Here is a 12,642-nt window from a genome sequence, read left to right as displayed (position 1 = left end):
GCCCAGGACACCGGCGAACACCTGAGGAGGACGACGAGTGAGTGCTCTGTTCCCGGCTCTGGCCGCGGGCCACGAGGCTTCGGGCCGGCCCGCGCTGCGCTTCGGAGACCGTGCCCTGACGTACGGCGAGCTGGTCTCGGCCGCCGGGGCCCTGGCCGCGCGGATCGCCGGTGCGGGGCGGGTCGCGGTCTGGGCCGCGCCCACGCCGGAGACGGCCGTCGGTGTGGTCGCCGCGCTGCTCGCGGGCGTGCCCGCCGTACCGCTCAATCCGCGCACGGGCGAGCGGGAGCTGGCCCACATCCTCGGGGACAGCTCGCCGGACCTGGTGCTGGCGGGGCCGGGGGACGAACTGCCGTCGGCCCTGGGCGCCTTGCGGCGGATCGACGTCCCGCTGTCCGGACCATCCGGGCCGAAGGCGCCCCTCCCGCCCGAGCCGGGGCCCGGTACGCCCGCGCTGATCGTCTACACCTCGGGGACGACCGGCCCGCCGAAGGGCGCGGTGCTCCCGCGGCGGGCGATCGCGGCGACGCTGGACGCGCTCGCGGACGTGTGGGCGTGGACCGGGGACGACGTCCTCGTCCACGCACTGCCGCTGTTCCATGTGCACGGACTGATCCTGGGGATCCTCGGGCCGCTGCGGCGGGGCGGTGCGGTGCGGCACCTGGGGCGGTTCTCGGCGCAGGGCGTGGCACGGGAGCTGGCGTCCGGGGGGACGATGCTGTTCGGGGTGCCGACGATGTACCACCGGCTGGCGGAAGCGGTGGAGGGCGACCCGGAGCTGAGGAAGGCGCTGACGGGCGCGCGACTGCTGGTGTCGGGCTCGGCGGCGCTGCCGGTCCACGACCACGAGCGGCTGTTCGCGGCGACGGGCCGGCGGGTCGTGGAGCGGTACGGGATGACGGAGACCCTCATGCTGTGCTCCGTGGGTGTCGTTCCCCAGGCCCCCGGCAGTGTGCGGGTGGACGGGGAGCCGCGGCCCGGGTCGGTGGGGCTGCCGCTGCCGGGCGTGGAGCTGCGGCTGGTGGACGAGGACGGGACCGTGATCGGGGCCGGAGCCGGAGACCGGAGCGAGGAGATGCTCGACCGGAACGAGGAGACGGTCGGCGAGATCCAGGTGCGGGGGCCGAGCCTCTTCACGGAGTATCTGAACCGGCCGGACGCGACCGCGGCGGCCTTCGACGGGAGCTGGTTCCGTACGGGCGACATGGCGGTCCGGGACCCGGACGGGTACGTACGGATCGTGGGACGCAAGGCGACCGATCTGATCAAGAGCGGCGGCTTCAAGATCGGCGCGGGCGAGATCGAGAACGCGCTGCTGGAGCACCCGGGGGTGCGGGAGGCGGCCGTCACCGGCGAGCCGGACGACGACCTGGGCGAGCGGGTGGTCGCGTGGGTCGTGCCGGCGGATGCGGCGCGCCCACCGTCCGCGGGCGAGCTGGCCGACCACGTGGCCCGCCGGCTCGCCCCGCACAAACGCCCCCGCACCGTCCGCTACCTCGACGCGCTGCCCCGCAACGACATGGGCAAGATCATGAAGCGGGCGCTCGGCCATGGCTGACGGCCTGACGGCCCGTGAGGCGATCGCCCTGGTCGCGACCCACTTCGAGGAGGCGCCCCGGCACCCCGCCGTCGGCGTCGGCGTCGGCGTCGGCGTCGGCGAGTCCGCGGACGGGCCGCTGGACTGGGCGGGTTACGGGGAGTCCCGGGCGCGGGCGGTGGGGCGGACCGGCGAGGAGGAATCCGTCGTGTGGGGGGCGGCGGAGATCGGCGGGGTGCGGGCCGTGCTGGTCTCGTTCGAGTTCCGGTTCCTCGGTGGGTCGTTGGGCCGGCGGACCGGGGACCTGCTGGAGGCGGCGTACGCGTACGCCCGCACCGAGCGGCTGCCGATGGTGTCGCTGATCGCGACGGGCGGCAGCAGGATGCAGGAGGGCATGGTCGCGCTCGGCCAGCTCCAGCGCGTGGCCCGCGCCTCGGCGCAGGCCCGCGCGGCCGGGCTGCCGCAGCTCGCGGTCCTGCGCGATCCGGCGACGGGCGGCGGCTGGGCCACGCTCGGCGCGGGCGCGGACGTCGTCCTCGCGCTCCCCGGCGCGCAGATCGGTTTCGCCGGCTCCCGGGTGCGCCCGCCGGACGCGGACCCGTCGGCGTACACGGCCGAGGGCCAGCTGGCCGCGGGCCACATCGACGCGATCGTCCGCCCCGGTGACCTGCGCTCCACGCTGTCGCGTTGGCTGACCCTGCTGACGCGGGGCGGCACGGAGCCCGCGTCGCCTCCCCGCGCACTCGACGGTGTCGGCACCGCGGCCACCGGATGGGAGGCCGTGCAGCGGGCGCGAGCCGCGGCCAGACCTCGCGCGGGGGCGTATCTCGACGCGTACTTCGACGAGCGGCTGGAGATCCACGGCGACCGGTGCGGCGGCACGGACCCCGGGGTGACGTGCGGGTTCGGCCTGCGGGAGGGGCGGGCGGTCGCCTACGCCGCGCAGCTCGGGACGGCGACACGGCCCGCCGGCTACCGGACCGCCGCCCGGCTGGTGCGGCTCGCGGACCGGCTGGGGGTTCCCGTGCTCACCCTCGTGGACACGCCCGGCGCCGCCAACGACGCCGACGCCGAGCGGGCCGGCGCGGGCGCGGCCATCGCCGACGTGTTCGCGGCGATGGCCTCGGTCCGCGTTCCCGTCACGACCCTCGTCATCGGCGAGGGCGGCTCGGGCGGAGCCCTGGCGCTGGCCGCCCCGGGCAACACCTGGGTCACCCCCGACAGTTACTTCTCCGTCATCGCGCCGGAGCTCGCGGCGGCCATCCTCAAACGCGCGCCCGCCGACGCTCCCGCGACCGCGGACCAGCTCCGGCTGCGCCCCGAGGAGCTGGTGGAGCTGGGGGTCGTACGGGGGATCGTGACCCGGCGGGCATGACGGGTGGGACGCACCGCGCCGTGGCCATGAGGTCCGTCACAGCGACTTAGGCAACCCTTCCCTGTCGCCGGGACCCTCTGGTACACGTGGCAGTCCCCCGCACGCACCACCGGAAGTCTCGCGCCATGGACCAGGACCCCTCCCCCGGCCTCATACCCTTCACGATCGACCTGACCTTCGAGGAGGCCAGGCGGCGCGCCGAGGTCGTGACCGCGCTCGGTCCCGACTGGGACCCGGTGGCGGCCCTGGAGGGCGAGGAGGCGGCGTACGCGCTGCTCTACTCGGGACTCGACGCCGACCAGCAGCGCACGTACGACATGCTCGTCGCCGCCGGGGTCCTGCCGGGAGGGGAGCCGGGCCGTGCGTCTGCCCATTGACCCGCAGGCGGACATCGCCCGCCGCGCCTGGGTGCCCTGCCCCGGCTGTGACGACGCCCGCGACTGCGCCACCTGCACCGACCGGCGCAACTGCACCGAGCACTGGCGCTATCTGATCTCCAACAAGGGCGCGGTCGTCCATCTGCAGTGTCCCGGCTGCACGCACATGTGGTCGGTCGACACCCGCGCCTCCCGGTCCTGAGCGAACCTGAACCGTCCGGGTCCTGAGCGAACCTGAACCGTCCCGGTCCGGGCGCACGGTCCCGGCCGGTACGCGCCCATGGGCCGGCACCCGCACATGGGCCGGCCCGGTACGGCTCCGCTTCGCCGTACCGGGCCGCTGCTCCGGGGATCGGTCAGCGCGTCACTTCACGCCGAACGCCCGGATGATCTCCTGCTTCACCGAGCCGCCCCGGTCGTCCGACGCCGAGGCCCGCAGCGAGACGAACCGCGCGTCCCTCGGCACCCACAGGGACGCCTCCCACGTGGCGGACTTCCCGCGGACGTCGTCGAGCCGGACCTTGGACCAGGTCTTCCCGTCGTCGTACGACACCTCCAGCGCGCCGCCGGTGATCTTCCCGGTGTTCTCGGCGCCCTTCACGTACTCGGAGAACATGCCGACGTCGAGCTTGCGGCCGGCGCGGACGTTGCCGGTGAGGTCGGTGTCGACGTCGAAGCCGAGGTTCAGCATCGGCAGGTAGGTCTCCCGGTCGGCCGGGGTCTCCTTCGAGCGGAAGGTCCACTCGGAGTGGCCGCGGGTGGACAGCCGCCACCGCTCCGGGTCCATCGTCGTGTCCGTGACGACCCGGAACTCCTGCTCGGTCGGCTTTGCGTCCCAGGCGTACGCGCCCGAGCTCATCCTGCGGTCGACCCGCTCCCCGTCCACGTACACCTCGGTGAACTGGGTCAGCGAGTCGTCGCTCCACACGTTGCCGAAGCCGGTGTGGTCCGGACCCGAGTCGCCCCAGCCGGGGGTGTTGAACTGCAGGCTGTTGCCGGTGCGGGTCTGTCCCCAGCCGAGGCCGGTGCCGAGCCACGGGTGCCAGACCGGCTTGAACCAGTCACGGTCCACCTGGCTTCCGCCCCGGTAGGGGATAAGGCCGCCGCGCTCCTCCAGCGAGTCGCCGAGGTCGACGGACTCGTGCCAGAGCTGGCCGGGGCCGGTGGAGACGTACTCGGTGCGCTCGACGGGGAACGCGATCCGCTCCTTGAAGCCGAAGCCGATCGGGAAGGCGTCGGTGATCGAGTACCGGAACTCGCCGCCGTCCTCCTTCCGTCCCGTCGGCATGTGGAACGTGGACTTCACCGTGGCGAGTTCGTGTCTGCCGGGCCGGAAGACGAGATCGTGGCCGACCGCGCCCGGGTGCCCCTCGGAGAGGTCGTAGGTGTACGGCGTGTAGCGCGTGGCCGTCAGGTCGAGCCGCTTGCCGCGCGCCGCCGCGTACGAGAGCAGCGCCGCGTCCGCGGAGTTGACGGTGGCGACGGCGAGCGGCCGGTACTCGTACTCGGCGGTGCCGAACCACTTCATCAGCCGGCCGGACTCGGCGTCGGTCACGAAGAGGATCTTGGCACCCGCGTCCTGGGCGTTCTGGGCGAGTTCCACCGGCGGGACGGCACCGGTGTGGCGGACGAGGACGGCCTTGCCGCGCACGTCCTTGCCCTCGTAGGCGGCCGCGTCACCGGCGCCCGCGTCGACGACACCGAGCCGGAAGCGGCCGTCGAGCACCGTGCTGCCGTTCTGTGGGGTCGCGTCGGAGATCCGGGCACCGTCGACGCCCGCCTCCAGCATCGGCTTGCCGAGACGCCAGACGGTCCGGTACTCGAAGGTGCCGGTGGCCGGCTTGCGGGTGGGCGCGGCGAAGACCGAGTCGTACGTCATCGGGACCTGCACGGCCCCGCCGTAGTGGGCTCCGTTCGCCTGCCGGTCGAACTCCATCAGCAGCTGACGGGTTTCGGTGCGCTGGTCGACCTCGGCCCGGATCTCGCGCAGCTTGCGCCCGTCGAGCGTGACGGTGCGGTCGCGGTCGAGGGTGATCTCCGGCTCGGTGATGAAGCCGAGGCCGAGGGAGTCCGCGCCCTTGCTGCCGCGTACGTCGAGGAAGGTGTCGAGCGTGTACGTGCCCGGCTTCAGGCGCAGCTCGAGCGTGCCGGACTCGCCGACCGTCTCGGGGAACGGGTCCTCGCCCTCGGCGAGCCGCTGCACGCCCAGGTAGGCAGGCGTCGGGGCGCCGTCGCGGTCCTTCACATGGACCGTGAGGGTGTACCGCTCCTCCTCCTTGACCAGGCCGAACGCGGTGCGGGCGACGACCTTGCCGTCGGCCGCGGTGGCGGTGATCCGGCCGCCGGTGTTGCCGACGGCCGCCTTGCCGCCGTCACCGGTGACCGTCGTCCGCGCGGTGCCGTGCGCGGGCACCGTGAGCGTGGTGTCGGCGAGTGTCGCGACACCGGCGGGCGCACCCTCGACGGCGAGCGTCAGCGTGACGGGCGCGTCGGTGTGGTTGGTGTACGTCACGGGCTTCGTGACCGGCTCGTTGGCCTCGTACGGCCAGCTGTAGAAGCCGAGGTCGGCGGAGCCGGTGGCGGTGACCGTGGCACGGGTCGCGGCCGGTACGTCGACCCGGCCGGCGCCGAGCGCGTACGGGGACGCGTCGAGCGGCTTCGACGACGACATCAGCGCGTCCTTGAGCTGCGCGCCCGTCCAGTCGGGGTGCTCCTCGGCCAGCAGCGCGGCGACGCCCGCGACGTGCGGGGTGGCCATCGACGTACCGCTCAACGACGTGTACAGGCCCTCGCCGGCTGTGAGTTGGGAGCGGGCGGCGAGGATGTCGACGCCGGGTGCGGACAGGTCCGGCTTGAGGGCGTAGTCGCGGTAGCGCGGGCCCTGGCTGGTGAAGTACGCGGCCTCGTCGGCGTGGTCGACGGCGCCGATCGTGAGTGCGGAGTCGGCGGCGCCGGGCGAACCGATGGTGCCGGGGGCGCCGGAGTTGCCGGCGGCGATGACGAAGAGGGCGCCGGTCTGGGCGGAGAGGGTGTTGACCGCCTCGGCCATCGGGTCGGTGCCGTCGCTGCCCTCGCGCGAACCGAGGCTCATCGACACGATCTTGGCGTCGATGTCCTTCGCGGCCCACTCCATGCCGGCGATGATCTCCGACTCGCTGCCGAAGCCCTCGTCGGAGAGGACCTTGCCGACGGCCAGGTCGGCGCCGGGCGCGACGCCCTTCTCCTTGCCGTCCGAGCCGGCGCCGCTGCCGCCGACGGTCGAGGCGACATGGGTGCCGTGACCGTCGCGGTCGGCGACCTCCTGGCCCGCGATGAAGCTCTTCGACTCACCGACGCGTCCGGCGAGATCGGGGTGGGCGGCGTCGACGCCCGTGTCGAGGACGGCGACCTTGACGCCCTTGCCGGTGAGGCCGGCCTGCCAGGCCTCGGGGGTGCCGATCTGGGCGTTGGACTCGGCCATGTCGGCCTGTACGCGGCCGTCGAGCCAGATCTTCTCGATGCCGCCGGAGAAGGTGCGGCGGGTGGCGGCACCGGCGCCGGCCACCGCGTCCCAGACGGTCCCCGGCTCGGCCTTCATGGCCACGCCGCCGATGCTGGGCAGGGACCGTGTCGTGTCGCCGCCCTGCGGGGCGGCCGTGCGGGCGCCCTTGGCGTACGTGACGATCAGCGGCAGGTTGCCGTCGATGCCCTGCTCGACGAGTCCGGTGACATCGAAGAGCCGCTTGTCGAGGACACCGGCGTCGAGGTACGGGCGGGCCTCGTCGGGTACGACGGTGACCCGGCCGTTCGAGATCTCGCTGCGGACGGCACCGGTGGCGCCCTTGCGGCGCTCCACGGCGACGGCTTTGCGGCCGGCACCGAGGTCGGTGACGGTGACCTTGTCGCCGGTGATGAGCGTGACGGTGTGCCGGGAGGCGGCAGCCGGGGCCTGCTGCCCGGCGCCGTGCTCGGGTGACTCGGCGGCGAGGGCCTGTCCGGCCGGGAGCAGGACGAGGGAGAGCCCGGCAGCCAGCAGCCGGGCTCTCCTCCTCGCGGACGCTCTGGTCATGGATGTCTCTCCTCGTACGCCCGGTGACGGGGTGGTGTCCGGGCGTTGGCGAAGAGTCTGAGCGCTCAGATGTCGCTTGGGGCGACCAAACCCTGGCGGTTATCTGCCATGGCGGCTACCTGCCAGGTCGGACACGGGTCCGCGGAGGTGTCGGGGCGTCGGGGTGTCGGGGTGTCGGGGCGTCAGGAACCGCCCGGAGCCAGGGGTGTCAGGGCTGCGGGGAATCCGCGGCGTCAGGCGTGCGGGGCGTCGAGCCCGCCGGGCGTCGAGCCCGCGAGACGTCGAGCCCGCGAGACGTCGAGCCCGCGGGGCGTCGGGCCCGCCGCGCCTCGGGGCCTCCCGGGGCCTCTCGGGGCCTTACGGAGTGGGCTCGCGGGCGTCGTACCGTACGAACCCGCGTCCACGCAGCGCCAGTAGACCCACCGCGAGGACACAGGCGAGCCCGCCCCCGGTGACGGCGACGGCGGGCGAGGTGAGATCGGCGACCGAGCCCGCGAGGAAGTCGCCGAGGCGCGGTCCGCCCGCGACGACGACGAGGAACACCCCCTGCAGTCGCCCGCGCATCTCGTCCGGCGCGGCCGCCTGCATCATGGTGTTGCGGAACACCATGGAGACGGTATCGGCGCAGCCGGCGACGGCGAGGAAGAGCAGCCCGAGCCAGAGGTTCCTGGTCAGCCCGAATACGGCGATCGCCACCCCCCACGCGGCGACGGCGAGCAGGATCGCCACCCCGTGCCGGCGGATCCCTCCCAGCCAGCCGGAGAACACCCCGCCGAGCAGCGCGCCGACGGCCGGCGCGGCGACGAGCAGGCCGGTGGTGCGGGCGTCCCCGCCGTACCAGAGCACGGCGATGGCGGGGAACAGCGCCGTCGGTTTCGCCAGGATCATCGCGCAGAAGTCGGAGAAGAACGTCATGCGGATGTTGGGCCGGGTGGCGAGGAAACGCAGCCCGTCGAGCACGGACGCGCGCTTCGCGGTCGTACGGTCCCGGTCGGGAAGCATCGACGGCAGCCGCCACATGGCGTACAGGGCGGCGCCGAAGGCGAGGGCGTCGATGAGGTACGCCGTCTGGTAGCCGCCGTATCCCACGATGAGGCCGCCGAGCATGGGCCCGATCAGCATGCCGGAGGTCGCCGTCATGGAGTTGAGCGCGTTGGCGGCGGGCAGCTGTTCGGGCGGCAGCAGCCGCGGGATCATCGCGCTGCGGGCGGGCGCGTTGAGCGCGGCGCACACGGCTTGCAGGGCGACGATGCCGTACAGGAACCAGACGTGGTGGAAGCCCGCCAGCGCGGCGGTGGCGAGGGCGGCCGAGAGCCCGGCGGAACCGGCCGCGCTGTACAGCCCGAGCGCGCGCCGGTCGACGGTGTCGGCGACGGCGCCGCCGTACAGCCCGAAGACGATCAGCGGGACGAGCGAGAAGAGCCCGACGAGCCCGACGGAGAAGGTCGAACGGGTGATGTCGTACACCTGGAGGGAGATCGCCAGGGTGGTCATGCCCTGGCCGACCCAGGAGATGGTGCTCCCGAACCAGAGCCGGCGGTAGTGGGCGGAGATCCTCAGCGGCGTGAGGTCGGCGAGGATGCGGCGGCGCAGGGGAGCGGAAGCCGGGGTGCCGGGCGGAGTGCCCGCAGGGGCGCCGGGCGGAGTACCGGCGGGGGTTCCCGACGGAGTGCCGGACGGAGTGCCGGTGGCGGTCATGCGACGGGTGTCGTGCGACGGGCGGCTGCGGGCGATATCGGCGGCATGGGCGCAGTATAGGGACGCGTACGGAAGGGTCCCTTACGGGCATGGGGGCAGGGGTCCGTCGCGCGGCGATGTGCGGCTGTCGGCGTGCCCGAGGGCGGGCCGGAGCAGAGCGGACCTGCTCCGGAGTGCTGTGCGACGTAAGCGATCTGACGACCGCTCGCCCGATGTCGCCCACCCCGCCGCACGGCCCCACGGCCCCGGTCGGGGGCGGCGCGCACCGGCTCATGATCGCCACACAGGATCGGCGAGACGGGATCGGCGAGACGGGATCCGCGACACGGGCCGCGCGAAGTGCAAGATCGTCTTCACGGGGTGTGACGGACGCCGGTTGCGGCCTCCCACGGGCAGGCGCAGGGTGAACAGGCGCGGGGTGAACACGCGTGTGGGCGCCCCACCGACCCGGAGAGGACGGCGATCCTGATGAGCAGCGCCAGGACGAAACAGATCAAGGGCAAGCTGAAGGAAACCCTCGGCAGGACCATCCACGACAAGTCCATGCAGCGGCACGGCCGGAGTGACCAGCTGCGCGGCAAGGCGCAGGAGATGGCGGAGAAGGCGGCGGAACGGGTACGCAAGGGCACCACCAGGCACTGAGCCGGGGCGGCAGGGGCACGCGTACGGAGCCGCGGCGGCGCGGGCCCGGCCCTCGTCCTGCCCTGGCCTGGTCCTGAGTCCTGCCCTGGCCCGGGCTTGGCCCTGGCCTGGCCCCGGCATGGCCCTGACCTGGTCCTGGCTTGGTCCTGACTGGTCCTGGCCTGGTCCTGACTGGTCCTGACCCCGCTCCGCCAGGACCCCGCCCCGCACCCGTTCCTTCCCGCGCATCGCCCGGAAGGCCCCGCCGCGATCGCGCGGCGCCCGCGACCGGACGACACTGATCCCGTACGCCCTGACCAGGGCGCCCGCACGCCGGAAGGAGCGTTCCCCCATGCCCACGGACGCCCACCCTGGCCCGCTGCGGGTGCTCGTCTTCGGCGCGGCGCTACGGGCCGAGTCCGTCAACGCCCGCCTGGCCTCGCTCGTCGCCCGCCTGGTCTCCGACACCGGCGCGAACGCGGACCTGGCCGGCATGCGCGAGTTCACGATGCCGCTCTTCGACGGTGACGTGGAGGCCGCCGAGGGGCTGCCGGAGGGCGCGCTCGCGCTGCGCGACCGCCTCGAACTGTGCGACGCGTTCGTGATCTCCTCCCCCGAGTACAACGCCTCGGTGCCCGGAGTGCTCAAGAACGCGATCGACTGGGTCTCCCGCGTCCGCCCGCAGCCCTTCAAGACCAAGCACGCGATGCTCGTCTCCGCGTCCCCGTCCATGGTGGGCGGCAACCGTGGGCTGTGGGCGCTGAGAGTTCCCCTGGAACACCTCGGCACCCGCGTCTACCCGGACATGTTCAGCCTCGCCGAGGCGCACCAGAGCTTCACCGAGGACGGTCTGCTCGCCAGCGCCCACCTGCAGCAGCGGCTCACCGACACCGTGACGGGCTTCCTCAGCCTCGTCGAGGCCGACGTCCGCTACGTCTGCCTGCAGCGCCGGTGGTACGAGTTCCTCGGCGACGGCACGGAGGCGGCGGTCACCCAGCGGGCGGAGGACTGACCGCCACGGGCCCAGCGGGCCGCTGGTGCTGTGACCGGTCACAGCGCTAGGCGAGGACGTTGACCGCTCGGGCGATCACGAGGCCGAGGATGAGCAGGGAGACGAGGGACTGCACCGCCATGGCGATCTTGGCCCAGGGGGCCAGTGGCATGACGTCGGTGGGACTGAAGGCCGTGGAGTTGGTGAGCCCGAGATAGAGGTAGTCGACGTAGCGGGGGCGCCAGTGCGCGGCGTTCAGTTCGGGGCTGAGGTGCTGGGGGAAGGCGAGTTCGGGGGTCGTGGGCATGTGGTGGGCTCGCGCGGCCGCTCCGCCGCTGTCGAGTTCGAAGTACAGCAGGGAGAAGGCGAGGACGGTGGAGACCCAGACGACGCCGCCCGCCTGCAGCAGGCCTGCGGCGGAGTTGGTCTCGGCCCCGCCGTGGATGAGGTCGTCGACCAGCCGGACGGTCGACCAGATGGCGCTGACCGCCAGCACACCCACCAGGGCGATCGATACGGCGCGCAGGGCGGCCGAGCGGCGGCTGATCCGGCCCGGGTCACCCGCGATCAGCGTCACCAGGAGCAGCCCTTCGCCGAAGGGGAGCAGCCAGCGGGGCCCCAGCCGCAGGTCGTCGGGCATCAGCAGGGTCAGCACCATGGCGGCGATGACGGCCCCGGCCATCGGCCAGCGCGCCTCGCCGAACGCCGCCTGCCCCGGCTCCGGTTCCGGCTCCGGCTCCGGCTCCGGCTCCGGTTCCGGCTCATGCGGACCGCTCGGACCGCCGGCATCGGCGTGGTGATGTCCGGTCATGCTCGGCTGCTGCGCCGGGTCGGGACGGGGGCGCCGGTCTGCGGGTCCGCCCACCGCACACGGAGTGCGGCGTGACACCAGCGGGTCAGGGCCTCGTCCGGCATTCCACCACCCCAGCCTCCTCGCGGAACCGAGCGGCGCGGCCGCCCACTTTGTCCCCGAACGTACCTCGAAGGCGCACGGGCACACCCCCGCCGGGGACCGCGTGTCCGTCACCGGCCGACGCGCACGGCACGCGCGGCGCGCACGGCCCGACCGACGCGTCCCGGGTAAGGAGGCTCGGGCGGTGATGGACGAGAAGGAGCGGCACGAGAACTGACGGCAGCCTGAGTCGTCGGCCCACGAGTCAGGAGACGAGTGAGCGGCCCGTGGGCGCCAGCCGGAGTTTCCGGGGCGCCGCTGTCTGTTCTCGCGCGATGGCCGGCAGGAGCTCGCCCCGCGTCAGGGCATCCGCTCGCATGTCGGTGAGGTGTCGACGGTGCGCGCTCTCGTCGGGGTACGAGGTGAAGATCACGGCGACGTTCTCGCCGGAGCGGACCGGCAGCCTGGGGAACGTGTTGTGCGCGTGCTCGGTCGTCAGGAAGGCGAGTGGCGCGGGCCCCGTCTCCCGCAGCACGGGGAGGAGTCCGTCCCTGATCAGCTCGACGCCCTCGTGCCGTCCGGGAGGGAAGGACCACACGGTGGCGTCCACGAACCGGTCCGGCGCAGGCGCTCCGACCGCGGGCCGCCCGGAGGGGGAGCAGGCGAATCCGCTCCCGGCCGGCTCGGGGCGCAAGAGCAGGACATCGTCGGAGTCGATCATCGTGTCGTTCGCCTGCGGACCGTGCCTGGCCCAGACGGGGCCGCCGTAGAAGTCCGTGAGCCCGCGACGGCGCGCCGCCATGTCCCGGAATCCGCGCAACCAGACGAAGCGGTCCGGGTCGTCGAGGTCCCGGAACTGGCCGAGCACCATCATCCCCACCTCTTCCTGGGGCTCGACGAACTCTCGGTCGAACAGCGCGATGAGCTCGTCGCGCCTGCCGGGCCGCAGGGTGTACTGGCGCAGCTCGATCACGGCAGGCGGGCCGACAAGGCCGGTCGGTGGCACAGCAGGACTCCTGTTCGACGCTTCATCGGGGACGCGATCCCGGCTCGCGCGGTCCGAGCCGGGATCGCGGACCCGACGGTAGGGGAGCCGTGTGACA

General features: G+C 73.4%; 10 protein-coding genes. 6 read left to right on the top strand and 4 right to left on the bottom strand.

Features of this window, described 5'->3' with window-relative positions; genetic code table 11:
- Positions 1-37: 37 nt before the first annotated feature.
- From ACIQMR_RS00800 to ACIQMR_RS00785, 4 genes are all read left to right on the top strand, one after another.
- A complete protein-coding gene (locus tag ACIQMR_RS00800) occupies positions 38-1,558 on the top strand; it encodes an acyl-CoA synthetase (protein ID WP_401381292.1) in 1,521 nt (506 codons plus the stop codon).
- Positions 1,551-2,912 carry a carboxyl transferase domain-containing protein gene (locus tag ACIQMR_RS00795; protein ID WP_401381289.1) on the top strand — a complete coding sequence of 454 codons (1,362 nt, stop codon included), beginning with the start codon at positions 1,551-1,553 and terminating at the stop codon, positions 2,910-2,912. Before ACIQMR_RS00800 ends, ACIQMR_RS00795 begins: the two co-directional genes overlap by 8 nt.
- A gap of 125 nt (positions 2,913-3,037) precedes the next feature.
- Positions 3,038-3,289, top strand: coding sequence for a DUF6400 family protein (locus tag ACIQMR_RS00790; protein ID WP_401381287.1), 252 nt, complete (start codon positions 3,038-3,040; stop codon positions 3,287-3,289).
- Positions 3,273-3,491, top strand: coding sequence for a hypothetical protein (locus tag ACIQMR_RS00785; RefSeq protein WP_401381285.1), 219 nt, complete (start codon positions 3,273-3,275; stop codon positions 3,489-3,491). Before ACIQMR_RS00790 ends, ACIQMR_RS00785 begins: the two co-directional genes overlap by 17 nt.
- A 162-nt stretch (positions 3,492-3,653) precedes the next feature.
- On the opposite strand, the gene ACIQMR_RS00780 is transcribed toward ACIQMR_RS00785, so the two are convergent.
- A complete protein-coding gene (locus ACIQMR_RS00780; protein ID WP_401381283.1) occupies positions 3,654-7,337 on the bottom strand; it encodes a S8 family serine peptidase in 3,684 nt (1,227 codons plus the stop codon).
- A gap of 357 nt (positions 7,338-7,694) precedes the next feature.
- Positions 7,695-9,035, bottom strand: a complete 1,341-nt coding sequence (locus ACIQMR_RS00775; protein ID WP_401381281.1) for an MFS transporter — start codon at positions 9,033-9,035, stop codon at positions 7,695-7,697.
- 468 nt (positions 9,036-9,503) lie between these two features.
- Here ACIQMR_RS00775 and ACIQMR_RS00770 point away from each other — a divergent pair, with 468 nt between their 5' ends.
- Together ACIQMR_RS00770 and ACIQMR_RS00765 are read left to right on the top strand one after the other, a co-directional pair.
- Positions 9,504-9,677: a CsbD family protein gene (locus ACIQMR_RS00770; RefSeq protein ID WP_401381279.1), complete on the top strand. Its 174-nt coding sequence runs from the start codon at positions 9,504-9,506 to the stop codon at positions 9,675-9,677.
- A gap of 331 nt (positions 9,678-10,008) precedes the next feature.
- On the top strand, positions 10,009-10,668 hold the full coding sequence (locus tag ACIQMR_RS00765; protein ID WP_401381278.1) for an NADPH-dependent FMN reductase: 660 nt from the start codon (positions 10,009-10,011) through the stop codon (positions 10,666-10,668).
- A 46-nt stretch (positions 10,669-10,714) separates the two neighbouring features.
- Here the strand turns inward: ACIQMR_RS00765 and ACIQMR_RS00760 are convergent, their stop codons facing one another.
- Positions 10,715-11,458, bottom strand: coding sequence for a hypothetical protein (locus ACIQMR_RS00760; RefSeq protein ID WP_401381276.1), 744 nt, complete (start codon positions 11,456-11,458; stop codon positions 10,715-10,717).
- Positions 11,459-11,804: 346 nt separating this feature from the next.
- Positions 11,805-12,545, bottom strand: a complete 741-nt coding sequence (locus ACIQMR_RS00755; protein WP_401381274.1) for an NIPSNAP family protein — start codon at positions 12,543-12,545, stop codon at positions 11,805-11,807.
- Positions 12,546-12,642 lie beyond the last annotated feature (97 nt).

It is taken from the genome of Streptomyces sp. NPDC091376, assembly GCF_044757085.1.
Lineage (GTDB): Bacteria > Actinomycetota > Actinomycetes > Streptomycetales > Streptomycetaceae > Streptomyces > Streptomyces pratisoli.
The sequence above is the reverse complement of the archived record's forward strand: the minus strand, read 5'-3'. Positions and strand labels throughout refer to the sequence as shown.